This is a genomic window from Bacillus sp. 2B09 (assembly GCF_003946835.1).
Classification (GTDB): Bacteria; Bacillota; Bacilli; order Bacillales; family Bacillaceae; genus Bacillus; species Bacillus altitudinis.
In genome coordinates this window covers 365,867-389,728 of the sequence record NZ_RPSG01000001.1, presented here as the reverse complement: position 1 = coordinate 389,728, position 23,862 = coordinate 365,867, and the positions used below count along the sequence as shown (strand labels likewise).

Annotated in this window: 20 protein-coding genes; all 20 read left to right on the top strand. The window is 40.2% G+C overall.

Translation table 11 applies throughout. The features are described 5' to 3' along the window. Positions 1–75: 75 nt before the first annotated feature. The 20 genes from EBQ12_RS01950 (at position 76) to srlA (ending at position 23,860) form a co-directional block, all read left to right on the top strand. On the top strand, positions 76–1,551 hold the full coding sequence (locus EBQ12_RS01950; protein WP_058337374.1) for a UDP-N-acetylmuramoyl-L-alanyl-D-glutamate--2,6-diaminopimelate ligase: 1,476 nt from the start codon (positions 76–78) through the stop codon (positions 1,549–1,551). 136 nt (positions 1,552–1,687) lie between these two features. Beyond that, a complete protein-coding gene (mraY, locus tag EBQ12_RS01945; protein WP_007499771.1) occupies positions 1,688–2,662 on the top strand; it encodes a phospho-N-acetylmuramoyl-pentapeptide-transferase in 975 nt (324 codons plus the stop codon). A 9-nt stretch (positions 2,663–2,671) separates the two neighbouring features. Continuing rightward, positions 2,672–4,018: a UDP-N-acetylmuramoyl-L-alanine--D-glutamate ligase gene (gene murD / locus EBQ12_RS01940; RefSeq protein WP_370648319.1), complete on the top strand. Its 1,347-nt coding sequence runs from the start codon at positions 2,672–2,674 to the stop codon at positions 4,016–4,018. Positions 4,019–4,077: 59 nt separating this feature from the next. After that, on the top strand, positions 4,078–5,178 hold the full coding sequence (spoVE, locus tag EBQ12_RS01935) for a stage V sporulation protein E (protein WP_007499768.1): 1,101 nt from the start codon (positions 4,078–4,080) through the stop codon (positions 5,176–5,178). A 198-nt stretch (positions 5,179–5,376) separates the two neighbouring features. After that, entirely contained in the window at positions 5,377–6,471 is a 1,095-nt protein-coding gene (murG, locus tag EBQ12_RS01930) for an undecaprenyldiphospho-muramoylpentapeptide beta-N-acetylglucosaminyltransferase (RefSeq protein WP_024720309.1), read from the top strand. 30 nt (positions 6,472–6,501) lie between these two features. After that, positions 6,502–7,413 carry a UDP-N-acetylmuramate dehydrogenase gene (gene murB, locus EBQ12_RS01925; RefSeq protein ID WP_007499764.1) on the top strand — a complete coding sequence of 304 codons (912 nt, stop codon included), beginning with the start codon at positions 6,502–6,504 and terminating at the stop codon, positions 7,411–7,413. 136 nt (positions 7,414–7,549) lie between these two features. Next, positions 7,550–8,329, top strand: a complete 780-nt coding sequence (locus EBQ12_RS01920) for a cell division protein FtsQ/DivIB (RefSeq protein ID WP_008344978.1) — start codon at positions 7,550–7,552, stop codon at positions 8,327–8,329. Then, positions 8,326–9,015, top strand: a complete 690-nt coding sequence (locus EBQ12_RS01915) for a DUF881 domain-containing protein (protein ID WP_017367196.1) — start codon at positions 8,326–8,328, stop codon at positions 9,013–9,015. Before EBQ12_RS01920 ends, EBQ12_RS01915 begins: the two co-directional genes overlap by 4 nt. A 20-nt stretch (positions 9,016–9,035) precedes the next feature. Then, the gene (locus tag EBQ12_RS01910; protein WP_007499758.1) at positions 9,036–9,761 is read left to right on the top strand and encodes a DUF881 domain-containing protein; all 726 of its coding nucleotides are present in this window, start codon (positions 9,036–9,038) and stop codon (positions 9,759–9,761) included. Beyond that, positions 9,761–10,129: a small basic family protein gene (locus EBQ12_RS01905; protein WP_003210988.1), complete on the top strand. Its 369-nt coding sequence runs from the start codon at positions 9,761–9,763 to the stop codon at positions 10,127–10,129. The genes EBQ12_RS01910 and EBQ12_RS01905 overlap by 1 nt, the downstream gene beginning before the upstream one ends. 159 nt (positions 10,130–10,288) lie before the next feature. After that, positions 10,289–11,611 (top strand): cell division protein FtsA, encoded by a 1,323-nt coding sequence (gene ftsA / locus EBQ12_RS01900; protein WP_007499754.1) that lies wholly within the window; start codon positions 10,289–10,291, stop codon positions 11,609–11,611. Positions 11,612–11,644: 33 nt separating this feature from the next. Continuing rightward, complete coding sequence (ftsZ, locus tag EBQ12_RS01895) at positions 11,645–12,790, top strand: cell division protein FtsZ (protein ID WP_007499752.1); 1,146 nt, start codon at positions 11,645–11,647, stop codon at positions 12,788–12,790. Positions 12,791–13,090: 300 nt separating this feature from the next. Beyond that, a complete protein-coding gene (locus EBQ12_RS01890; protein ID WP_125588911.1) occupies positions 13,091–17,410 on the top strand; it encodes a S8 family serine peptidase in 4,320 nt (1,439 codons plus the stop codon). Between the two features lie 250 nt (positions 17,411–17,660). Continuing rightward, complete coding sequence (spoIIGA, locus tag EBQ12_RS01885) at positions 17,661–18,590, top strand: sigma-E processing peptidase SpoIIGA (protein ID WP_125588909.1); 930 nt, start codon at positions 17,661–17,663, stop codon at positions 18,588–18,590. Between the two features lie 58 nt (positions 18,591–18,648). After that, a complete protein-coding gene (gene sigE / locus EBQ12_RS01880) occupies positions 18,649–19,368 on the top strand; it encodes an RNA polymerase sporulation sigma factor SigE (protein WP_007499746.1) in 720 nt (239 codons plus the stop codon). A gap of 143 nt (positions 19,369–19,511) precedes the next feature. Next, the gene (gene sigG / locus EBQ12_RS01875; RefSeq protein ID WP_003211879.1) at positions 19,512–20,291 is read left to right on the top strand and encodes an RNA polymerase sporulation sigma factor SigG; all 780 of its coding nucleotides are present in this window, start codon (positions 19,512–19,514) and stop codon (positions 20,289–20,291) included. Positions 20,292–20,441: 150 nt separating this feature from the next. Beyond that, positions 20,442–21,380, top strand: coding sequence for a sugar-binding transcriptional regulator (locus EBQ12_RS01870; RefSeq protein ID WP_007499742.1), 939 nt, complete (start codon positions 20,442–20,444; stop codon positions 21,378–21,380). A gap of 243 nt (positions 21,381–21,623) precedes the next feature. Then, complete coding sequence (locus tag EBQ12_RS01865; RefSeq protein WP_007499740.1) at positions 21,624–22,868, top strand: NAD(P)H-dependent oxidoreductase; 1,245 nt, start codon at positions 21,624–21,626, stop codon at positions 22,866–22,868. Between the two features lie 12 nt (positions 22,869–22,880). After that, complete coding sequence (locus tag EBQ12_RS01860) at positions 22,881–23,312, top strand: transcriptional regulator GutM (protein WP_008354650.1); 432 nt, start codon at positions 22,881–22,883, stop codon at positions 23,310–23,312. A 17-nt stretch (positions 23,313–23,329) separates the two neighbouring features. Next, positions 23,330–23,860: a PTS glucitol/sorbitol transporter subunit IIC gene (gene srlA, locus EBQ12_RS01855; RefSeq protein WP_003210918.1), complete on the top strand. Its 531-nt coding sequence runs from the start codon at positions 23,330–23,332 to the stop codon at positions 23,858–23,860. Positions 23,861–23,862: the final 2 nt, after the last annotated feature.

Below are 23,862 nucleotides of genomic sequence, written 5' to 3'. Positions count from 1 at the left end.
TTTACGATAAAATATAGACTGTGTGTTTTTTTCACAAGACATGCACGTGAACGAATTTGAGAGGTTTGATATGAAATGAAATTACAAGAACTCCTTACATACTTTAAAAGTGAAAACAGTGAACTGATAAACGAAAATCCGGAGATTACTTCCATTGAAATGGATTCAAGAGAAGTGAAAAAAGGGAGTCTTTTTGTCTGTATAAAAGGCTATACAGTAGATGGACATGATTACGCTGAAAAAGCTGTGAAAAGCGGGGCTGCAGCGATTGTAGCAGAACACCCACTTCACCTAACAGATGTACCAGTCATTATTGTAAAACACTCTCAAAGAGCACTTGCAAGAATGGCAGATGCTTTTTACGAACAGCCAACTCATAAACTCAATCTAATTGGTATTACAGGAACGAACGGGAAAACGTCTACAACACACATGATTGAGCAAATCATGAGAAAAGCCGATAAAAAAACAGGTTTAATCGGTACGATGTATATGAAGGTAAACGATGAAATTCTCGAAGTGAAAAACACAACACCTGAGAGTGTCACCCTTCAGAAGACCTTTAAGCAGATGCTTGATCAAGACGTAGATACGGCCATTATGGAAGTGTCATCACATGCTTTGCATCTTGGGCGTGTTCATGGATGTGATTATGATATTGCCGTCTTTACAAATCTTACCCAAGATCATCTGGACTACCACAACACAATGGAAGAATATAAACATGCAAAAAGCTTGCTCTTTTCCCAGCTCGGAAGTGCCTTTCAGCACGATAAGCCGAAGCATGCCATTTTAAATGCAGATGATGAAGCGTCTAGTTATTTTGAAAAAGTCACAGCTGCTGAAATTATGACGTATGGCTTAGAGCAAGAATCAGATGTAATGGCAAAGAACATTCAAATTAAACCAAAGGGAACACAATTTGATTTGATCACCCCAATCGGCACAAAAAATGTGACGGTTGCCCTTATTGGGAAATTCAATGTGTATAACATTCTAGCAGCTGTATCAGTAGGAATTGTATCAGGCTTAACGTTTGAAACGATCGTTAGTGCCATTGAAGAACTTGAGGGAGTCAAAGGAAGATTCGAACTTGTGAATTTTGATCAAGACTTCCCAGTCATCGTTGATTATGCGCACACACCTGACAGTTTAGAAAATGTACTGACTACGTGCAGAGAATTAACAGAAGGTAGAATTTTCTGTGTAGTTGGCTGCGGGGGCGACCGTGATAAAACCAAGCGCCCTCAGATGGCCCAAATCGCTGTGAAATATGCAGATGAGCCTGTTTTTACATCAGATAATCCAAGAAGTGAAGATCCATCAGCCATTTTGAAAGACATGGAAAATGGCGTGCCAAACGCCTATTATCACAGCTTTGTGAACCGGAAACAGGCCATCTTTTTTGCCATTGCTAATGCAAAAAAGGGCGATACAGTCTTAATAGCTGGAAAAGGCCATGAGACGTACCAAATCATTGGTGATCAAGTCTATGACTTTGATGATGCCAAGGTGGCAGCGGACGCTATTTTAGATCTAAACAAATCTTAAAAATGATGAAAAGAGTGTAATGAAATGAAGCATTTTGTACAAAAACAACATACGAAAGACACGAATGAATATCATAATAATGAATGCTATTTTCTAATGGAAAACGGCTTTGGAAATTCGGAAGGAGTAAAGAACAATGCTTGAACAGGTGATATTGTTTACAATCATAATGGGATTTTTAATCAGTGTTCTTTTATCCCCGATTTTTATTCCGTTTTTAAGAAGACTTAAATTTGGTCAAAGTATTAGAGAAGAAGGACCTCAGTCTCACCAAAAGAAATCCGGTACCCCAACAATGGGTGGAATTATGATTATCTTTTCTATTACAATTACAACGATCGTGATGATTAACAAATTCTCTGAGATTAGTCCAGAAATGTTTTTATTGTTATTTGTCACCCTTGGCTACGGATTATTAGGATTTTTAGATGATTATATTAAAGTAGCGATGAAACGAAATCTTGGCTTAACATCGAAACAAAAACTGATCGGGCAAATTGTGATTGCTGTGATTTTCTATGCAGTCTTCCATTATTATGAGTTTGCAACGACTATTCGCATTCCAGGAACAGATGTCAGCTTTGACTTAGGATGGGCATACTTTATCCTCGTCGTTTTCATGCTTGTCGGTGGTTCTAATGCGGTAAACCTTACGGATGGACTTGATGGTTTATTATCTGGAACAGCTGCTATTGCATTCGGAGCTTTTGCTATATTGGCTTGGAATCAATCTCAGTATGATGTTGCGATCTTTTCGGTAGCAGTAGCAGGCGCTGTCCTTGGGTTCCTTGTCTTTAATGCGCATCCTGCAAAAGTATTTATGGGTGATACGGGATCGCTTGCTTTAGGCGGTGCCATAGTGGCCATTGCCATTTTAACGAAACTTGAGATTTTACTCGTCATTATTGGAGGAGTATTTGTTGTTGAAACGTTATCCGTTATCCTTCAAGTCATCTCCTTCAAAACAACTGGAAAAAGAATCTTTAAGATGAGCCCGCTTCACCACCACTATGAGTTAGTTGGCTGGTCTGAGTGGAGAGTAGTTGTCACCTTCTGGACAGCTGGTTTATTGCTTGCTGTTTTAGGAATTTACATCGAGGTGTGGTTATAATTGAATAGGATGCAAATGTTAAAAGACGAACATGTACTAGTACTAGGCCTTGCAAAAAGCGGATATGCGGCAGCCTCAATTCTTCACGAGCACGGAATAAACGTGACGGTCAATGACCAAAAAGCTTTTGAAGAAAACGAGCCTGCTCAGTTACTTTCTGAAAAGGGGATTGATGTCATTTGTGGCAGTCATCCTCTTCGTGTGTTCGACGATAAAGAAATTACGATTTTAATTAAGAACCCTGGAATTCCTTATGAGAATGTGATGGTCCAAGAGGCGCTTCGCCGAAAAATTCCAGTTTGGACTGAAATAGAATTGGCGTATCATTTGACCTCATCTCCTTTTATTGGGATTACCGGATCAAATGGAAAAACGACCACGACTACTTTGATTTATGAAATGTTGAAAAAAGACAGCCAAAAAACATTGGTAGCAGGTAATATCGGAACGGTCGCAAGTGAAGTTGCCGCGCGTGCAGCGGGCGATGAATGGATCGTAACTGAGCTCTCTTCATTTCAGTTAATGGGAACCGTTGAATTCAGACCTAAAATCAGCTTAATATTAAATATTTTTGACGCACATTTAGACTATCATCACACGCGTGAAGAATACGAAAAAGCAAAACAGAAAGTGTATGCACATCAACTGGAAGATGACATAGCTGTGGTTAACCTAGATGATCCATCTGTTGTCAAACTAGCAGAAGATTCGAAAGCGCAAAAAGTGTTTTTCTCAGTTAAAGAGCCGGTAGCACATGGAGCGTTTATTAAAGATGGTGCCATCTACTATATGAATGAACATGTCATTGACCTAAAGGATGTTGTTCTTCCTGGTGAGCATAACCAAGAAAATATTCTAGCAGCTATTTGTGTTGTAAAAAATGCAGGCTGCTCAAACGAAGCGATTGCACAAGTTCTTACTACATTTAGTGGAGTGAAGCATCGTTTGCAATTTGTGGAGACGATTCAAAATAGAAAATTTTATAATGACAGTAAAGCGACCAATATACTGGCAACAAGTAAAGCTTTGTCTGCCTTCAAGCAGCCGACCATTTTACTAGCAGGTGGACTGGATCGTGGCAATGAATTTGATGAATTAAAACCTTTTATGAAGAATGTAAAAGGAATGATTACATTTGGTGAGACTGCGCCTAAGTTTGTGAAGCTTGGTGAAGAGCTGGGAATACATCACGTAAAACATGTCGATAATGTTGAACAAGCAGTACCTGCGGCGTTTAGCATATCTGAAGAAGAAGACGTGATTTTATTGTCTCCGGCTTGTGCAAGTTGGGATCAGCATAAAACATTTGAAGAACGTGGAGACATGTTTGTAAACGCCGTGCATATGCTTAAATAAGGGCTTGTCTCTCATATGACTGACAGCCCAAATGAAATTATGCTTGGGGTGTCGGTCTCTTGACGAATAAGAAAACTTCTCCGGATTTTTTGCTTGTTGTCATTACGTTACTTTTATTGACGATTGGTTTAATTATGGTGTACAGCGCAAGTGCTGTGTGGGCATCGTATAAATTTGATGATTCGTTTTATTTTGCAAAAAGACAGCTTTTGTTTGCCGGAATCGGAGTTATCGCAATGTTTTTCATTATGCGGGTCGATTATTGGACGTGGCGGACTTGGTCAAAGATACTGATTGCAGTGTGTTTTCTCCTCCTCGTGCTTGTCTTGATTCCTGGTATCGGTATGGAGAGAAATGGTTCAAGAAGCTGGATTGGTGTCGGTGCGTTTAGTATTCAGCCCTCTGAATTTATGAAGCTTGCGATGATTGCGTTTCTTGCAAAATTCTTATCTGAAAAACAAAAGAATATCACATCCTTTCGTAAAGGTTTCGCCCCAGCACTAGGCATTGTGTTTTCTGCATTTGCCATCATTATGCTGCAGCCGGACCTAGGTACAGGAACGGTTATGGTTGGAACCTGTATTATTATGATATTTGTTTCAGGTGCGAGAATCGCTCACTTTATCTTTCTCGGTCTTTTAGGGCTTAGCGGATTTGCCGCACTTGTCTTATCAGCACCCTATCGAATAAAACGAATTACATCTTATTTAAATCCTTGGGAGGATCCACTTGGCAGCGGGTTTCAAATTATTCAATCCTTATACGCTGTCGGTCCAGGCGGTCTGTTTGGAATGGGGCTAGGTCAGAGTAGACAAAAATTCTTCTATTTGCCTGAGCCTCAAACAGACTTTATCTTTGCTATATTGTCTGAAGAACTTGGATTTATAGGTGGATCACTCATTTTGCTGCTCTTTAGTGTTCTATTGTGGAGAGGCATTAGAATAGCCCTCGGGGCACCAGATTTATATGGAAGTTTCTTGGCAGTGGGTATCATCTCAATGGTTGCCATTCAAGTAATGATTAATATCGCAGTTGTCACTGGTCTCATCCCTGTGACGGGCATCACACTGCCATTCTTAAGTTATGGCGGTTCATCACTGACATTAATGCTGATGGCAATTGGCGTACTTTTGAATGTAAGCAGGTATGCTAGATATTAATGTGCTGATAGTTCATGAAACCATATAGACTTTTATTTTGCAAAAGTATGAAAAAATGATTTGAAGAGTGAAAATGGCAGTTTCTGTTTCGAAAACATGATGATTGACTCTTCTTTACAGGTTTTGACGGAGCCCTGTTGTTTAAAACAGGGTTTATACTTTGTTCAGAGCAGAAAAAAATTGAGGGGAAATGGTATAATGCGTATAGTTATTAGTGGAGGCGGAACAGGCGGGCATATTTATCCTGCTCTAGCTTTTATTAAAGAAGTGAAAAGACTGCATCCTGATGTGGAATTTTTATATATTGGCACTGAGAATGGGCTTGAAAAGAAAATTGTAGAAAGAGAAAATATCCCTTTTAAATCAATTGAAATTTCAGGTTTTAAAAGAAAGCTTTCCTTTGATAATGTAAAAACAGTGATGAGGTTTCTAAAGGGCGTCCAAAAAAGTAAATCTTATTTAAAAGAATTTAAGCCGGATGCTGTTATTGGAACAGGTGGTTATGTGTGTGGTCCAGTTGTTTATGCTGCGTCTAAGCTAAAAATCCCAACGATCATTCACGAACAAAATAGCCTACCAGGCATCACAAATAAGTTTCTGGCACGGTATGTGAATAAAGTAGCCATCTGTTTTGAAGAAGCAAAGGAACACTTTCCTTCAGAAAAGGTTGTTTTTACGGGAAACCCAAGGGCCTCTGAAGTCGTCTCTATTAAAGAGGGAAAATCTCTTAAAGAGTTCGGACTGGATGAGAAGAAAAAAACGGTTCTCATTTTTGGCGGGAGCAGAGGTGCAGCTCCAATCAATCGAGCAGTGATTGACATGCAAGATGAATTAAAGGCAAAGAACTATCAGCTTTTATATATTACAGGTGAGGTTCATTATGAAAAAGTGCTGAACGAATTAAAAGAAAAAGGTGAAGCGCCGAATATGATCACAAAGCCTTTCTTGCATCAAATGCCGGAGTATTTAAAATCAATTGATGTCATTGTTGCAAGAGCGGGAGCCACAACGATTGCTGAAGTGACGGCACTTGGAATTCCGACCATCTTCATTCCAAGTCCATACGTGACCGCAAATCATCAAGAAATTAACGCTAGATCACTTGAAAAACATGATGCTGCGATCGTTTTAAGAGAATCAGAGCTTTCTGGAGATCGCTTGCTTCATGCAATTGATGAAATTGCTGGTAATGACGAGAAACTACATCAAATGAGCCGTTTAACAAAAGAACTCGGAGTACCAGATGCGGCCACACGTTTATATAATGTGTTAAAAGAAATTACGACTTCATGATGAATGATATGAGGTAAGGCGGAGGGTAATATGGAGAACTTGAAGAATGAATTATTAGAAGCGCAAGTTGGTAAAGTACTTGAAAATGAACCGCTTGCAAATCATACGACAATGAAAATAGGCGGACCGGCCGATCTATTAGTCATCCCTAAAGATGTCGATGCTGTCAAAACAATTATGGATCAGGTGAAAAAACATGATACTCAATGGACGGTCATTGGAAGAGGGTCCAATTTACTTGTTCTTGATAAAGGAATTCGCGGGGTCGTTTTAAAGCTGGGTGCTGGGCTTGATCACTTAACTGTCAATGATGAAGAGATTACAGTTGGCGGAGGCTATTCAGTTGTAAGACTCGCGACGTCTCTTAGTAAGCAGGGGCTGTCAGGATTGGAATTCGCAGCTGGTATTCCAGGTTCTATTGGTGGCGCTGTTTATATGAACGCAGGGGCACATGGATCTGACATCAGCAAGATTCTTGTGAAAGCGAGAGTCTTATTTGAAGATGGAACGATCGAGTGGTTAACTAATGAGCAAATGAACTTTAGCTATCGAACTTCTGTGCTTCAAAAGGAACGCCCTGGAATTGTTCTCGAAGCAGTGTTCAAGCTTAAACAGGACGAACGTGAGAAAATCACAAAGAAAATGCAGCAAAATAAAGATTATCGTAAGGAAACACAACCGTATAATAAACCATGCGCCGGCAGTATTTTTCGAAATCCATTACCTGAATATGCAGGACAGCTTGTAGAAAAGGCGAATTTAAAAGGATATCAGATTGGCGGGGCTAGAATTTCTGATATGCACGGAAACTTTATTGTCAACGCTGGTGGGGCGAAGGCTCAAGATGTGCTCGACTTAATTCAGTACATTCAAAAGAAAATCAAAGATGACTACAATGTAGAGATGCATACAGAAGTAGAAATTATTGGTGAAGCAAATTAAAGGCTACTACTTATGAATGATGGTATCACAGGAAAACAAACGGCATTTTTTCATGCCGTTTGTTTTCTAATCAATATGAGATAAAGAATGATCCAAAGGTGCGGACAAGCAGCTTTGAATGAGGTGAAGAGTATATATGCGGCCTGATCATGAAAATGAAAAGATCGTCAATATAGAAGAGCGAATCCCTAAAATTAAAGAACAAAGGAAGCAGAAAGCGAATCGGAGATTAATCTCTTTTATTTTGCTGTTTTTTATCATGGTTTTAATTATTGTCTATTTGCAAACACCAATCAGTAAAATTTCTTCTTTAACCATTACCGGTAATGAACATGTACCAACAAAACAGCTCGTTAAACTTTCGCAAATTAAAGAAGGCGAGACAGAGTTTTGGAATTTAAATAAAGATATGACAGCAGACCATATAAAGCAAAATAAATTGATTAAAAGTGTCAGTATTAAAAAACATTTCCCTAATAAGGTCAGTATTGCTGTCAAAGAGTATGCAAATATTGCGTATCTGCAAAAGGGACATTTTTATTATGAGCTTCTTGAAAACGGGACGGCTTTGCCAGATGAAGTAACGCCAAGTCACGCAGGACCTATTTTTGTCGATTGGGACAATAAAGAGAAATTGAAGCAAACAGTGAGAGCTCTGAATCAACTGCCGGCTTCTATTCAGGAACTAATCTCAGAAGTATATTACGTACCGACTAGCTCCAATCAGTGGCTCGTTAAATTTTATATGAATGATGGAAACACTGTTATTGCATCAATTAAAACATTCGCAGATAAAATGACGACGTACCCTGCCATTGTCAAAGAGCTTTCGTCCTCTGAGAAAGGTACGGTTCATATGGAAGTAGCCACATATTTTGAAGCTTTTAAATCTAAGAAAAAGGAAGATGAACGTTGAGAGGTAAAACCGTCATATTCTCAATTGTAATGCTTGTTCTTGGATTTCTGATTTCTTTTTCATACCAATATACGAAGCAGCATCAAGCAGATGTCAACCGAACAGAACAATGGAAAAAAGAATATTCTTTGAAAAGTCAGCTAACAAAGCAAGAAAAGGCGAATCAAAAACTTGAAAAAGAACTTTATCGTCTTCAATCAAAGGTTCAAGCAACAGAGTTTGGTTTGAAAAATGAAAAAGAGCAGTATTTTAATGTTTTGGAAGATGTTGAGAAATACAGAATGTTTACAGGAGAAATAGGTGTAAAAGGGAAAGGGGTAAAAGTATCTCTTGAAGATGCATCTTATATCCCGAGTGGACAAAATGTCAATAATTACATTGTGCATGAGAGCCACATTTTCCATGTGATAAACGAACTATTTATATCAGGGGCATCTGCTGTAGCTATAAACGGACAAAGAATCACACACCAATCATACATACATTGTAACGGTCCAGTCGTCACGGTTGATGGTGTTCAACATCCAGCACCATTTGTCATTTCTGCTATTGGAGATCCAGCTGTTTTAATTCCTGCATTAAACATTGCAGGCGGGGTGGTTGATCAGCTGACAAGTGATCATATTTCCATGACGATTGAAAAGAAGGATATTCGTATGAATCCTCTTCTAAGAAATAAAGATTAAATGTGAAAAGGTGAGTGGTGTTGAGGAAAAAGAAGCCATTACTTAGTTTGACAGTCCTGATGGTCATATTTGGCATCATGGTCTCGATCCAGTTTAACTCTCTACAAAAGCCTAAAGTTCGCGATACTCGAGACGTTTGGGAATTAAGAGAGGATTTATCTGCATCTAAAAGTAAGGAACTGGATTTGTTGAAAGAAATTGATAAATATGATGAAATGCTAAAAAAGTATGGCAACCAAGAAGATCAATCAAAAGAAGCACAATTAACAAAAACGTTGAAGGATTTGAAAGAAAAGGCTGGTTTTACAGAGGTAACGGGTGAAGGAGTCGAAATAGAAATTACTCAGCTTTTTTCTAAGGAACTTACCGGAGAAGAAGTCAAAAATATACCACCTGATCTTCTGAAAAAATTAATCAACGAAGCCAATATGTTTGGGGCAAAACATATTTCCATTAATGAACACCGGGTGATTAACACCAGTGTTATTCGAGATATTAATGGTACGACGAAAATGGATGGTTACAGCATAGATGGTGATACAGTCACGATTAAGATGGTCAGCGAGCAGGCCGATAAATTATACAGCCGTTTAAATGTATCAGATATTGGTGATTTGTTTGCTCAGGAAAATTTCAGTTTGAGTATTAGACCGCCGAAGAAAAAAATTCATTTAAAAGCATTTGACGGTACAATTCAATTAAATGAATTGAAGCCTCTTGACGATGTAAAGGAGGGAAAATCTTAATGTGGCTTCCTGTACTTGGTTTAATCATAGGAGTTGCGATCGGTTTCTTAACGAATTTTACGATACCGAATGAGTATTCTAACTATCTTTCCCTCGCTGTACTTGCTGCGCTTGATACATTGATTGGTGGAATCAGAGCACATCTGCAAGGGGCATACGATGAACTAGTGTTTGTATCAGGTTTCTTCTTTAATATTATACTCGCAATAAGTTTAGCTTTTCTGGGCGTCCATCTTGGTGTAGACTTGTATTTAGTCGGAATGTTTGCATTCGGTGTTAGATTGTTTCAAAATATCGCCGTTATTCGAAGAATTCTACTAACAAAATGGACAATTTCTAGAGAAAAAAAGAAAAAAAGTGAGTCATAAAAAAGGATATACATATGATGTAACGAATATTTTCAGTAATCCTAATAAAAAATGTTGATTTTTTAAGTTTTGTTACACACTTGTAAAAACACATTCATTGTATTGTTGTTCAGCAAATAATAGAATAGAAAGTATTGATATGTGAGGAGGTGCCATAGAATGAACAACAATGAAATTTACGTCAGCCTTGACATCGGTACATCCAATATAAAAGTCATCGTCGGAGAAATGGCGGATGATTCGCTTAACATTATAGGTGTTGGAAATGTCCCTTCAGAGGGGTTAAAAAAAGGATCGATTGTTGATATAGATGAAACAGTTCATTCTATTAGACAAGCATTTGAACAGGCTGAGAGAATGGTAGGTTTTCCTTTACAAAAGGCGATAGTCGGAATTAACGGAAACCACATTCATATTCAGAATACGAGCGGCGTTGTCGCAGTGTCTAGTGAAAATAAAGAAATACATGCTGAAGATGTGAGACGTGTCTTGGATGCTGCACAGGTAGTATCTATTCCGCAAGAACATCTCGTAGTAGACGTCATTCCGAGACAATTTATCGTCGACGGAAGAGATGAGATCACAGATCCGAAAAAAATGCTAGGTGTACGGCTAGAAGTGGATGGATCGTTAATCACAGGTTCTAAAACGATTCTACATAACTGGCTCCGATGTGTAGAGCGGGCTGGTATTGAAATTATGGATATTTGCTTGCAGCCACTCGCATCGGGTTCAGCAGCGTTATCGAAAGATGAAAAAAATCTAGGGGTAGCTCTTGTCGATATTGGCGGCGGCTCTACTACGATATCCGTATTTGAAAACGGGCATCTCTATTCTACTCACAGTATCCCATTGGGCGGAGAGAACATTACAAAAGATTTGTCTATAGGACTTAGAACTTCCACTGAAGAAGCTGAACGAATCAAAAAGCAATTTGGGCATGCATTCTATGATGAGGCATCGTCTGAGGAGACATTTGAAGTTTCCGTCATCGGTACGGACCAAAAACAGACGTATACACAACTTGAAGCAGCCAATATCATCGAAGCACGATTGGAAGAGATTCTGCTTTTTGTGGCAGAGGAATTACGCAATATGGGTGTCCATGATTTGCCTGGCGGATTCGTTCTAACAGGTGGACAGGCAGCTATACCAGGTATTCTTTCTCTGGCACAAACGGTCTTACAAAACAATGTAAGAATCGCAAGTCCTAATTATATTGGGGTCAGGGAACCTCAATATATGACAGGAGTGGGCCTGATCCATTTTGCTTATCGCAATGCAAAGATTCAGGGCAGACAGGTTGGATTCCAAATGCCGGATGAAGCATTTCATGAAGTAGGCGCGTCCATGGAGCCGGTTTCTTCTACACCACAAGTAAAAGAAGCTCAGCCAAGACCGAAAGTGAAACAAAAAGCGCAACAAGAGACAAATAAAAAACCGGGCAAAATGAAAAAACTATTTAATATGTTCTGGGAATAGAACTAGATTTTCGACGGATTAGGAGGATTCAGCATGTTGGAGTTTGAAACAAATATAGACGGCCTAGCATCAATTAAAGTAATCGGTGTAGGTGGCGGCGGAAATAACGCTGTCAACCGAATGATTGAAAATGACGTACAGGGTGTCGATTTTATTGCAGTGAATACAGATGCACAGGCGTTAAACTTATCAAAAGCAGAAACAAAAATGCAAATCGGTGCTAAGCTGACAAGAGGGCTTGGAGCAGGTGCGAATCCTGAAGTCGGTAAAAAAGCTGCTGAAGAAAGCAAAGAACAAATTGAAGAAGTCCTAAAAGGCGCTGACATGGTCTTTGTGACAGCCGGTATGGGCGGTGGAACTGGTACGGGTGCTGCACCTGTCATTGCGAAAATCGCAAAAGATTCTGGAGCCTTGACAGTTGGAGTTGTGACTCGTCCTTTCACATTTGAAGGAAGAAAGCGTCAGCTTCAAGCAGTTGAAGGGATTGCTTCTATGAAAGAAGCAGTTGATACGTTAATCGTGATTCCAAACGATCGCCTGCTTGAAATTGTCGATAAAAACACGCCAATGCTTGAAGCATTCCGTGCAGCAGATAACGTGTTAAGACAAGGTGTTCAAGGGATCTCAGATCTCATTGCAACACCAGGTTTAATTAACCTTGACTTTGCTGACGTGAAAACGATCATGTCTAACAAAGGTTCAGCTCTTATGGGAATTGGTGTCGCAACAGGCGAAAACCGTGCTGCTGAAGCAGCGAAAAAAGCCATTTCTTCACCACTTCTTGAAACAGCGATTGATGGAGCACAAGGTGTTATCATGAATATTACTGGTGGTACGAACCTTAGTCTTTATGAGGTACAAGAAGCAGCGGATATTGTTGCATCAGCCTCTGATGAAGATGTCAACATGATCTTTGGATCTGTCATTAATGATAACTTGAAGGATGAAATTGTGGTCACAGTCATCGCAACCGGTTTTATTGAGCAAGAGCCCGAAGTGACAAAACCTCAAAGAAATCCATTAGGACAAGGATTAAAGCAAAATCAATCCATTCCACAAAAGCGTGAAGTAAAACGTGAGGAACATCAGCAAACATCATCACAACCAAGACAAAATACACAGTCAAGTGATGATACATTGGATATCCCAACGTTCTTACGTAACCGCAATAAACGATAAGCAAGCACGATTCAACCCCTTCCTTTGGAAGGGGTTTTTTTATGTCTGCATGGTGAGAAGATCCTGAGCCTGATTGATATAAAAGTCTTGTTTCTGTGTGTTATTTGGAACTATTGTATGTGTTTTGGCTTGAGTCTCTTAAGTCAAAAGAATCATTTTTAATTTCCTTTACAAAAAACGACAAAATGTTGAAGTTTATTTGACTACATTAATGAGAACACCAAGAAACTTGTCATGATCAAAAAGAAGGGGGAGGGGCAGGATACACACTGTTTGACCATTTGAGGAGGAGGGATTTTATTGAAAGTGAAGTTTCGCAAAACCGCCGTCTATCGTTTCATAAGTCTTTTGGTGATTGGTACTTTAACGATGACAAGCTTTGGGATGGTTCAAGCAAAATCGACTTCTACCTCATATCAGGAGGAAGCCGTTTCCTCTAAGACTACAAAAGCCAAGATTTCTTCGAGATTAAAGAAGCAGTTTCAAAAGGAAGATAAGGTGACCTTCTTAGTCAAAATGAAGGAACAAACGAATGTACAAAAAGTAGCAAAAGAAGCTGTATCAAAAGCAAAAAAACAAAAATTAACTGCGGCTAAAACGCAGTACACAAAAAGATCAGCCGTTGTATCTGAGCTGAGAGCAACATCTGATGAAACGCAGCAAGCGCTCCTAGCGTATTTACAAAAGGAAAAAAAGAATAAGCAAGTGAAAGATATTCATTCCTACTATATTGTGAATGGTCTAGCTGTGACGGCAACAAAAGAAGTGATGGAAAAGGTTGCTTCTTTTCCAGAAGTAGCTCAAGTGCTGCCGAATGAAACACGTCAACTTCATCGTCCTGTTGATTTGAAGCATGCTAAGCCAAACAAACAAATCAAAGCAGTAGATGGAGTCGAATGGAATATTGCTCAGGTGCATGCACCAGAAGCGTGGGATTTAGGCTATGACGGGACTGGAACCGTTGTGGCAAGTATTGATACTGGTGTCGAATGGGATCATCCTGCGCTAAAAGAAAAATACCGCGGGTTTGATCCTGCTCGTCCGAACGAACCATCTCATGAACTGAATTGGTATGATGCCACGACAGGCTCTGAAGTCCCTTATGATGACTTGGAGCACGGGACCCATGTGACAGGCACAATGGTTGGTTCTGAGCCAGATGGAAAGAATCAAATTGGGGTCGCACCGGGAGCAGAATGGATTGCAGTGAAAGCTTTTTCAGAAGATGGCGGTACAGATGCTGATCTGTTAGATGCCGGTGAGTGGATTTTAGCACCGAAAGATCGTAACGGAAATCCTCACCCAGAAAAGGCACCTGATGTTGTGAATAATTCGTGGGGCGGTGGGCCAGGTCTTGATGATTGGTATAAAGATGTAGTGAATGCTTGGAGAGCAGCAGACATCTTTCCAGAATTTTCAGCCGGTAATACCGATTTATTCAATCCAGGCGGCGCGGGTTCGATTGCAAATCCTGCTAACTATCAAGAAGCCTTTGCTACGGGCGCAACAGATCATGACAACAAGTTAGGGTCTTTCTCCCTTCAGGGTCCTTCTCCATATGGCGTAATGAAACCAGATATTGCTGCTCCGGGAGTAAACATTCGTTCTTCGATCCCGGGAAAAGGATATGAGGATGGGTGGAATGGTACATCGATGGCAGGTCCGCATGTCTCAGCTGTTGTTCTTCTTCTTCGCCAAGTGCAATCAGACCTTTCTGTGGATGAAATTCAGCAAATTCTCATTGAGACAGCGAAACCACTGACAGATCAGCAATTTCCTGAATCCCCTAACAACGGTTATGGGGCAGGGTTAGTTGATGCAAGAGAGGCGATTACTGCTTTAACCAATGGAATCGGTACGATTGAAGGTCAGGTGACAAAAGAGGGAGAAGATACAGAACCACCTGTTTTTTCACATAAAGGTCCGAATGAAATTTTTACTGCAACGCCAACCCCATTGACCATCACTGCAGAAGATGGGATAGCAGTGACAAATGTTTCTTTGACTTACCGAGTAGATCAAGGTGAATGGGAGACGTTGCAAGCTGACCGCACGGATGGGAATCATTTAAAAGGAACCTATACGGTGCAGCTCCCTGAACTTGAGGGGGAAAACGTGACGTACCGATGGATTGTGAAAGATTTTGGAGAAAATGAAGCGGCATCAGATTCTTATACACTTCCAATTAAAACATCCATCACCACTGGCTACTCACAAGATTTTGAAGCATGGCCAAGTGGATGGTTCAGTGGTGGAACAAAAGATCCGTGGCAGTGGGGAAAACCGTCCACAGGTCCAAAACAAGCATTTAGCGGGGAACATGTCTATGCCACCAATTTAGACAGTCCTTATGAAAATAAAACGGACGCCAATTTGTCTATGCCGCTCATTGCTGTACCAGATTCAGGTTCTTCCTACCTGCAATATCAATACTGGCATGATCTCGAAGCCAATTATGATTATGTGCATGTCTATGTACAGCCAGAGGGTGAAGACGCTGTTCAAGCGACAGCTTATACGGGGAAAACAAATGCGTGGACAGCAGGCGAAGTTGATTTATCTGCTTATAAAGGTCAAAAAGTGAGAGTCCTGTTTCAGATAAGAACAGATGGCAGTGTCACAAAAGATGGCTTTTATTTAGATGATGTGAAAATCACAGATGAGGCTTTGCCTCAACAAGCCAAGAACCAGCTGGGTGTGATCAAAAAAGAAAAATCCACAAGCCAGAATAAGAAATCAGTTGATCCAAAAAAGGCAAAGCCTGCTAAAGTAAAAAATAAACATGTACACATTCAAAAGCAAAACAGTCATGATGCTCCGTCTATTCAAGCTCTTCCAATGAAAGCGCAAATCAGTGTTCTAGAAAGCGGAAAATCAACTTCCACCGATGAAGCGACAGGGAAATATCAGCTGTCTCAAGGAGCAGGAGAATGGACAGTGAAAGCGGAAGCTTACGGCTTTGAATCACGGTCCCAAAAAGTCAAAGTGGCATCAAAAGAAACTGCAGAAGCGAATTTCTCCTTACAGCCGCTAGAGAAACGAACGATCTCTGGCACGGTCGTCAATGAAACAACTGGTGAAAAGGTGAAGAATGCAACTGTTTATCTTGTGGAGGACGCAAAAATTGAGCCGGTGAAAACAGATGAATCCGGTGAATTTTCTCTAGAGGCATTAAGCGGTGTCTATACAGTCAAAATTTTTGCGAAGGGGTTTAAAGGCTATACGTTTACAGCGGATGTGACGGAAAAGCCGCTTGAAAAGTCAGTGAAACTTGAGCCTTTTATCGGTTTTCCGGGAGAGATTGGCTATGATGATGGAACGGCTGAAAATGCACGGGCTTTCTACGATCCTGGCAATGGTTGGGCTGTGAAGTTTTCATTAGAAAAAGGAAAGAAACAAGCACAAGTCACAGGTGGCCTTTTCCGGTTTTGGACATCAGAATGGCCAGCTCCTGGAGGCGATGAATTTGCTGTTGAAGTATATGATGCTTCTGGGAAGGGTGGCGCACCAGGTGAGAAAATCGCAGGACCTTTAAAAGCAAATGCGCTGCGTAATGGTGAATGGACAAAAGTAGATTTAGAAGATCAAGCCATTACAGTGGATGGCGATTTCTATCTTGTTTATATTCAAACGAAAAAGAATACCGAATCTCCGGGACTTGCCACAGATGAAGATGGCCCTAATGCTGAAAGAAGCTGGCAGCTGACGAGCGGTGCTTTTTCTCCTTCTCCGAAAGAAGAGGGGAATTATATGATTCGTGCGCTCGTAAACTATGAAGCAGATGTACCAGAAATCACTTCTCCAAAGGAAGGAACCATTACAAATCAAGGTGAATTGACGATTGAAGGCACGGCCTCTCCGGGTCTCGATGTGGCCATTTATCAAAATGATGAAGAGGTGGCCAACGTCAAATCAGATGAGTCGGGTACTTTCAAAGAAAATGTATCTGTTCCAAGTGGAGAGCATGTCTTCACGGTGGCGACTGTAACGGATAAAGGCTCAACAAAACATTCCAAGCCAGTCAAGGTGATCATCGATCAAACAGCACCGACGTTGACCATTGATACACCGAAAAAAGGTGACAAGTCTAATAGAGAATCACTCACGGTGGAAGGGAAAGTAGCGGATGATTATCTAGACCAAGTCACAGTCAATGGAAAAAAAGCGACCGTAAAGGATGGGGCATATTCTGCAAGGGTGCTACTTGAAAATGGGAAAAATACAATCAAAGTGACAGCAAAAGATGCAGCTGGAAACAAAACGACTAAAAAGGTCGACATCGATGTACAATATGATGCACCTGTCATTTCTGAATTAACGCCAAAAGAGAATATGAATCTATCATCAGGTGAATCGGTTAAGATTTCATTTAAAAGCAGGGAAAAGCTAGATGCCACCTTTGTTCTTCATATGCCGCTGACAAATGCTAGATCAAAACTTCAAAACACAACCGAACTGCCGATTCGTGAAGTAGCACCGGGAACGTATGAAGGCTACTGGACGGCGACATCTATTGCAAAAGCAAAAGGTGCAGTGATTGAAGTCATTGTCAAAGATGATTATGGAAATGTCACAAGACAGAAGGCAGAAGGAACACTCACCATCAATGAGAAAGAATGACAGCGAAAAAGACACGACTCATCGGAGCGTGTCTTTTTTTTGTGCAATTGATAGAGGAGACACTTGTCCAACAAATCATCCTGATGTTCTTTCTGTTTCATACGTCGACAAAAACGATAACAATCCACCAAAAGTTCTCTATCATCCCCTACAAGAATTGACAGACTTCCATCCTATGACTGTTTTATACTGGTACAAACAAGTGCAAGTACTGCTTTTGATTCTTTGTTTCAGATGAAAGGAGCAGAAGGTGGTCATTTATTTAGATGTGATTTGGCTGTTAAACTTTTGTTTTGATCTATTGCTGCTCTTACTCACGGCATTTATTCTCAAACGACAAGTGAAAAAAAGGCGATATATGTTAGGAGCTCTCATTGGATCGAGCATTGTTCTCTTGCTCTTTACGCCATTTGCAATGATTGTGTCGCACCCTTTAGGCAAACTGCTTTTTTCTGTCTTGATCGTGCTTGGAACCTTTGGCTTTCAAAGATTTCGTTCCTTTTTTCAAAACCTGTTTGCTTTTTACTTTGTCACATTTTTGATGGGAGGGGGCATGATCGGGGTTCATTCGTTTTTGCAGACAAATACAGTCATTCAAGATGGACTGCTTATTTCACAAAATGATGGATTTGGTGATCCCATTAGCTGGCTTTTTGTTCTCACTGGCTTTCCGGCCATTTGGCTGTTTTCAAAGAAACGATTAGGAGAGGTTGGTGCGAAAAAAAGACAATATGACGAACAAGTACTTGTGGAGATCCACATTCAAGGAGAAACGATCCGCTTAAATGGTCTGGTCGATTCTGGAAATCAGCTGTATGATCCATTGACGAAAACACCTGTCATGATCGTCCAGCTCGATCAGCTCACATCTATTTTCGGAGAGCCATTTATAGAAAAAATGAAACAGTTTCATCCTGTTGAATTGATGCAAAAGCTCGATGACCATTTTCCGCTGCTTGATCGTTTAAGACTTGTTCCGTATCGCGCAGTCGGTCATGATCACGGGTTTCTACTATGCTTTAAACCAGATACGGTCGTCCTTTATACAAAAACACATATGATCCAGCCAGCAAAGTGTTTTGTTGGGATGAGTCTAAGTGGATTATCAGTAGATCAGGAATTTCAATCCATCATTCATCCAGAGATGTTAGACGGAAAAATGATACAAGGGGTGTCGTAGTTTTTTGTGATGTCTTTTATCTTACGAAGTCAACTGGACATTTAGAAGGGAGAAGAAGATGAAAAAATTAAAATTTAAACTCACTTACTACTGGTATAAACTCCTCATGAAGCTAGGGCTAAAGAGTGATGAGATTTATTATATTGGTGGAAGTGAGGCACTGCCTCCGCCGTTATCAAAGGATGAAGAACAAGAATTGCTCGTTAAATTACCAAAAGGGGATCAAACAGCAAGAGCCATTTTGATTGAACGAAACTTGCGATTGGTCGTTTATATCGCAAGAAAATTTGAAAACACAGGCATTAACATTGAGGATTTGATTAGTATCGGAACGATAGGCCTCATAAAAGCAGTAAATACGTTTAATCCAGAAAAAAAGATCAAACTGGCCACATATGCGTCTAGATGTATTGAAAATGAGATTTTGATGTATTTGCGTCGAAATAATAAAATCCGTTCAGAAGTATCGTTTGATGAGCCGCTTAACATTGACTGGGACGGCAATGAATTGCTTTTATCAGATGTACTTGGGACAGATGATGATATTATCACCCGCGATATTGAAGCAAATGTCGATAAAAAATTACTGAAAAAAGCGTTAGAACAATTAAACGATCGTGAAAAACAGATCATGGAACTGAGGTTCGGTTTAGTTGGCGGTGAAGAAAAAACACAAAAAGATGTTGCCGACATGCTTGGTATTTCTCAGTCCTATATTTCAAGGCTCGAAAAAAGAATTATTAAACGATTGCAAAAAGAATTTAATAAGATGGTCTAAAAAAATTTTTTTGAAAGCTTTATCCCTGCACTGTCAAAGGGATCACCATTTTTTCACATCTTTCTCGTCGTAGACCGTGCATATTTTTCCATCCCACGGAGATACTGAACTTTGTACAACAGCTCCTGTAGGGAGGGAAAAAAGTGTCCAGAAATAAAGTGGAAATCTGCGGAGTCGACACCTCCAAACTGCCTGTTCTGAAAAACGACGAGATGAGAAAATTATTCAGACAGCTGCAAGATGAAGGTGACGATACAGCAAGAGAAAAGCTAGTCAATGGCAATTTGCGGTTGGTTTTAAGTGTGATTCAGCGTTTTAACAACAGAGGCGAGTATGTTGATGATCTCTTCCAAGTAGGCTGTATCGGATTAATGAAATCAATTGATAATTTTGATTTAAGCCACAATGTCAGATTTTCAACTTATGCGGTCCCTATGATCATAGGAGAAATCCGTCGATACTTGCGCGATAACAACCCTATCCGGGTGTCTCGTTCACTAAGAGATATTGCCTATAAGGCGCTTCAAGTCCGTGAGAGACTGATTAGTGAGACAAGCAAGGAACCAACGGCAGAAGACATTGCCAAAGTGTTAGAAGTCCCTCATGAGGAAATTGTTTTTGCCCTAGATGCCATTCAAGATCCTGTTTCTTTGTTTGAACCGATTTATAATGACGGAGGAGATCCGATTTATGTGATGGATCAAATTAGTGATGAACGGAACAAAGATACACAATGGGTAGAAGAATTGGCCTTAAAAGAGGGAATGCGTAGATTGAATGATCGAGAAAAAATGATTCTTCGTAAACGCTTTTTCCAAGGCAAAACACAAATGGAAGTGGCAGAAGAAATCGGCATTTCTCAAGCACAAGTATCAAGGCTTGAAAAAGCAGCAATCAAACAAATGAATAAAAATATTTTTTAAAGCCGCCGCTAATGTGCGGCTTTTTTCATTCTTTTTAGAGAACCCATCTCTAGTATTGACTCTGTTATTTTTTTCATTTAATCTGTTTTTAACAAATGTTATTTGAAATATCATTTGTGAGGGAATAGAGAAGCGGAAAGAAGGGTTATTATGACATTCCATGATGAAAGAAGGCTGCTCATTAAGGTTGCGCATATGTACTATGAAGAAGGCGCCACTCAATCTAAAATTGCAGAAGCTGTTGGGGTTAGCCGTTCGCTCATATCGAAATATTTGGCAAAAGCACGTGAAGCAGGAATCGTGGAAATCATTATTCATGATGAAGTGAATCAACAATATGGTTCGTTAGAAAGAAAAATAGAGCGAAAATACGGACTGCGAGAAGTCGTGTGTGTGGAATCTCTCAGTCAAGAAACAACAAAAAGTCGAATAGGAGCTGCGGCTGCGGGCTTTTTATTAAAAGTCATGAAGGATGGACAAGTCATCGGTTTTTCATCAGGGACAACCTTGCATGAAATGGCGAAAGCGCTTACGTCTGTTCAGCATTTTCCGTCTGTGACATTTGTTCCGCTAGTCGGAGGCGTCGGAAATGAAGATGTTGATATTCATGCCAACTATATTATTGGAAGATGCTCAGAAGCACTCAAATCCAAATGTGAGTTTTTACATGTGCCTGTCATGCTTGATACGAAAGAAGCGAAAGATGTACTCATTAGACAGCCGTCGATCAAAAAAGTCATTGAATTAGGAGAATCATCAAATATCGCGGTCGTAGGAATAGGCGGGGTTCCGCAACATTCAACGATGGTGAAATCCTATATGACAAGTGGTGAGGAAGATATCCTGCAAGCGAAAGATGTCGCGGGTGACATTTGTTATAACTTTATTGATCATAAAGGTGAAGTGTATCCGCATCCGTGGAACGACCGGGTAATGGGGATCAGTCCTCAAAAACTGAAAGAGATCCCGCTTGTGATTGGTGTCGCTGGAGGAGAAGAAAAAATTGAAGCGATCAGGGCGGCGTTAGAAGGTGGATTAATTCATGTGTTAATTACAGATGAACAAACCGGAGATGCCCTATTAAAGTAACTACCTAAGCCGATTAGGTAGTTTTTTTGAGTCTTTAGACTCAAAAAGATTGAAAATTTTATCGATTTTATCTTGACACAAAGTTGACACATCATATAAACTAAGTTCATAACAAATGATAAATAAAATAACAAATGTTACAAGAAACAGATTTTTGTTAATTTTTATAACATTTGTTAAAAGTTTCAGATTATTTTTCTAGCAATCTATTGTGAAGCAAGAAAACCTGAAAGGATGATTTAGATGTCAATTTATCAACAATTGTTAGCACGAGAACGCAGCGGAGATCCAATCAAAGTTGGGATTATCGGGGCAGGCCAAATGGGCTTTGGACTCATTTCACAAATTTCTAAAATTCCAGGTATGATTGTCGCAGGTGTTTGTGATATTCATCTTAGTGCAGCTGAGAAAGCAGCGAATTTTTACAAGCAGCATGCAAAACCACATCAAATGGTCGTCACAAATGATTACAGAGAAGTGATTCAATCAGATTCTGTGGAAGTCGTTGTGGATGCAACAGGTGTTCCAGAGGTCGGAGCAAACATTTCTTTGGAAGCGCTTAATTCAAAAAAACATCTCGTTCTTTTAAATGTAGAAGTCGATATTACGATCGGTTTGGTCATGCATAAATTATTCACGAATGCAGGACTTGTTTACTCTGGATCAGCTGGAGATGAACCAGCAGCAACGCTAGAACTATATGAATTTGCAAAAACAATGGGGCTTGAAGTATTGGTTGCTGGAAAAGGTAAGAACAACCCATTCTTCCCAGAAGCAAACCCAGATACGTGTAAAGCTGAAGCAGATAGTAAACATATGAGTGCCCACATGCTGGCAGCATTCCAAGACGGAACAAAAACGATGGCAGAAATGAACCTATTAAGTAATGCAACAGGACTTTTGCCTGATAAAGTCGGCATGCATGGAGTAGAAGCGAATTTAGAAAATGTAGCAGATAAATTAAATCAAAAACAGCAAGGCGGCGTACTGGATAACTTCGGAGTCGTTGAATATGTAAACGGACTGGCACCAGGTGTCTTTGTCATCGTCAAGAGTGATCTTGAGCCAGTAGATGAAGAACTTCGCTACTTAAAAGTTGGAAAAGGTCCTCACTACACACTGTATCGTCCTTTCCACTTAGCAAGTCTTGAAACACCAGTGACGATCGCAAAAGCAGTCTTACAACATGATTCTTCAATCCATCCAATTGGTGTACCAGTATCAGAAACTGTCGCTGTGGCGAAAAGAGATATTAAAGCAGGAGAAACACTTGATGGTATTGGCGGATACTCCGTAAGAGGTGTACTTGAAACACATCAAGACATGAAAGCGAACGGACACATCCCAATTGGCTTAATCAGCGGAAAAGTGGTAGCGAAAAAAGATATCAAATTGGGGCAATTCCTATCTCATGATGATGTAGAACTTGATGCAAGCACTACGGTCTGGAAGCTGCGTTCATTACAAGATCACTTATTTCAATCATAAGGACGTGAGGCTATGGAAAAATTAGCAATCGTACTTTGTATCATTCTGATTGTGCAGTATGGTTTATCGTTTATTCAAATCAAGTACTACCGCAAGAGCATGGATTCACTGATTGACGACTATAAAGGGAAACAAGGCTATCACTTGTTTTCAGGAATGGAGCGGCGCAAATTTGGTCCTGGAGCCATTGCGCTCATCATTGTCGATGAATCATACATCATTCAAAAGTGTCATGTGCTGGGTGGCGTCTCGATTTTGTCTAAATTTAAGGAACTGCCTTCCTATGAAGGAAAACATGTGGGGGCTGTGCTTGATGAGCATCACATGATGAAACAAACATTGAAAAAGCGCAAAAGGGGACCAGCTGTCATGCAAGCACTCTCCATGGCAGCGGAGCAGGCGCTTGTCTCGATTTCTAAAAAAAATATAACAAATGTGAACTAAGAAAGGGGAGATGAAACATGGAATGGATTCAATGGTTTGGAGAGCACTTTATCGGGATGTTTGAAGCCGGCGGAAAGCAGTTCATGGGTCTTGTTACAGGTATCGTTCCAACGCTTGTTGTGTTACTTACTTTCACTTATGCTGTCATGAAGTTTATTGGAGAAGAGCGAGTGAATAGAGCGATTCAGTTTGCAGCGAAATATACCATTTTGCGTTATACGTTAATGCCGATCTTATCCGTTCTTATTTTGACAAACCCAATGGCTTATACGTTTGGCCGCTTCTTACCTGAAAAACAAAAACCAGCATTCTATGATTCAGCTGTTTCATTTGTTCATCCGGTAACATCACTGTTCCCGTATGCCAACGCAGGAGAACTGTTTGTCTACTTAGGAATTGCGAACGGGATTAAAGAAGCTGGATACTCTATGTCAGAGCTGGCTGTTCGTTACTTCTTAGTCGGGATCGTTGTCATTTTACTTCGCGGAATCATTACGGAATGGATCACAAAGTACTTAGCAGGAAAAATGAAAGCGAATTCACAATAGGG

Bases quoted from the DNA above. Each gene is read 5' to 3' on its own strand.
- EBQ12_RS01950 (WP_058337374.1), top strand. From the start codon at position 76: ATGAAATTACAAGAACTCCTTACATACTTTAAAAGTGAAAACAGTGAA.
- mraY (WP_007499771.1), top strand. From the start codon at position 1,688: ATGCTTGAACAGGTGATATTGTTTACAATCATAATGGGATTTTTAATC.
- murD (WP_370648319.1), top strand. From the start codon at position 2,672: ATGCAAATGTTAAAAGACGAACATGTACTAGTACTAGGCCTTGCAAAA.
- murG (WP_024720309.1), top strand. From the start codon at position 5,377: ATGCGTATAGTTATTAGTGGAGGCGGAACAGGCGGGCATATTTATCCT.
- murB (WP_007499764.1), top strand. From the start codon at position 6,502: ATGGAGAACTTGAAGAATGAATTATTAGAAGCGCAAGTTGGTAAAGTA.
- EBQ12_RS01920 (WP_008344978.1), top strand. From the start codon at position 7,550: ATGCGGCCTGATCATGAAAATGAAAAGATCGTCAATATAGAAGAGCGA.
- EBQ12_RS01905 (WP_003210988.1), top strand. From the start codon at position 9,761: ATGTGGCTTCCTGTACTTGGTTTAATCATAGGAGTTGCGATCGGTTTC.
- ftsA (WP_007499754.1), top strand. From the start codon at position 10,289: ATGAACAACAATGAAATTTACGTCAGCCTTGACATCGGTACATCCAAT.
- ftsZ (WP_007499752.1), top strand. From the start codon at position 11,645: ATGTTGGAGTTTGAAACAAATATAGACGGCCTAGCATCAATTAAAGTA.
- sigE (WP_007499746.1), top strand. From the start codon at position 18,649: ATGAAAAAATTAAAATTTAAACTCACTTACTACTGGTATAAACTCCTC.
- EBQ12_RS01870 (WP_007499742.1), top strand. From the start codon at position 20,442: ATGACATTCCATGATGAAAGAAGGCTGCTCATTAAGGTTGCGCATATG.
- EBQ12_RS01865 (WP_007499740.1), top strand. From the start codon at position 21,624: ATGTCAATTTATCAACAATTGTTAGCACGAGAACGCAGCGGAGATCCA.
- EBQ12_RS01860 (WP_008354650.1), top strand. From the start codon at position 22,881: ATGGAAAAATTAGCAATCGTACTTTGTATCATTCTGATTGTGCAGTAT.
- srlA (WP_003210918.1), top strand. From the start codon at position 23,330: ATGGAATGGATTCAATGGTTTGGAGAGCACTTTATCGGGATGTTTGAA.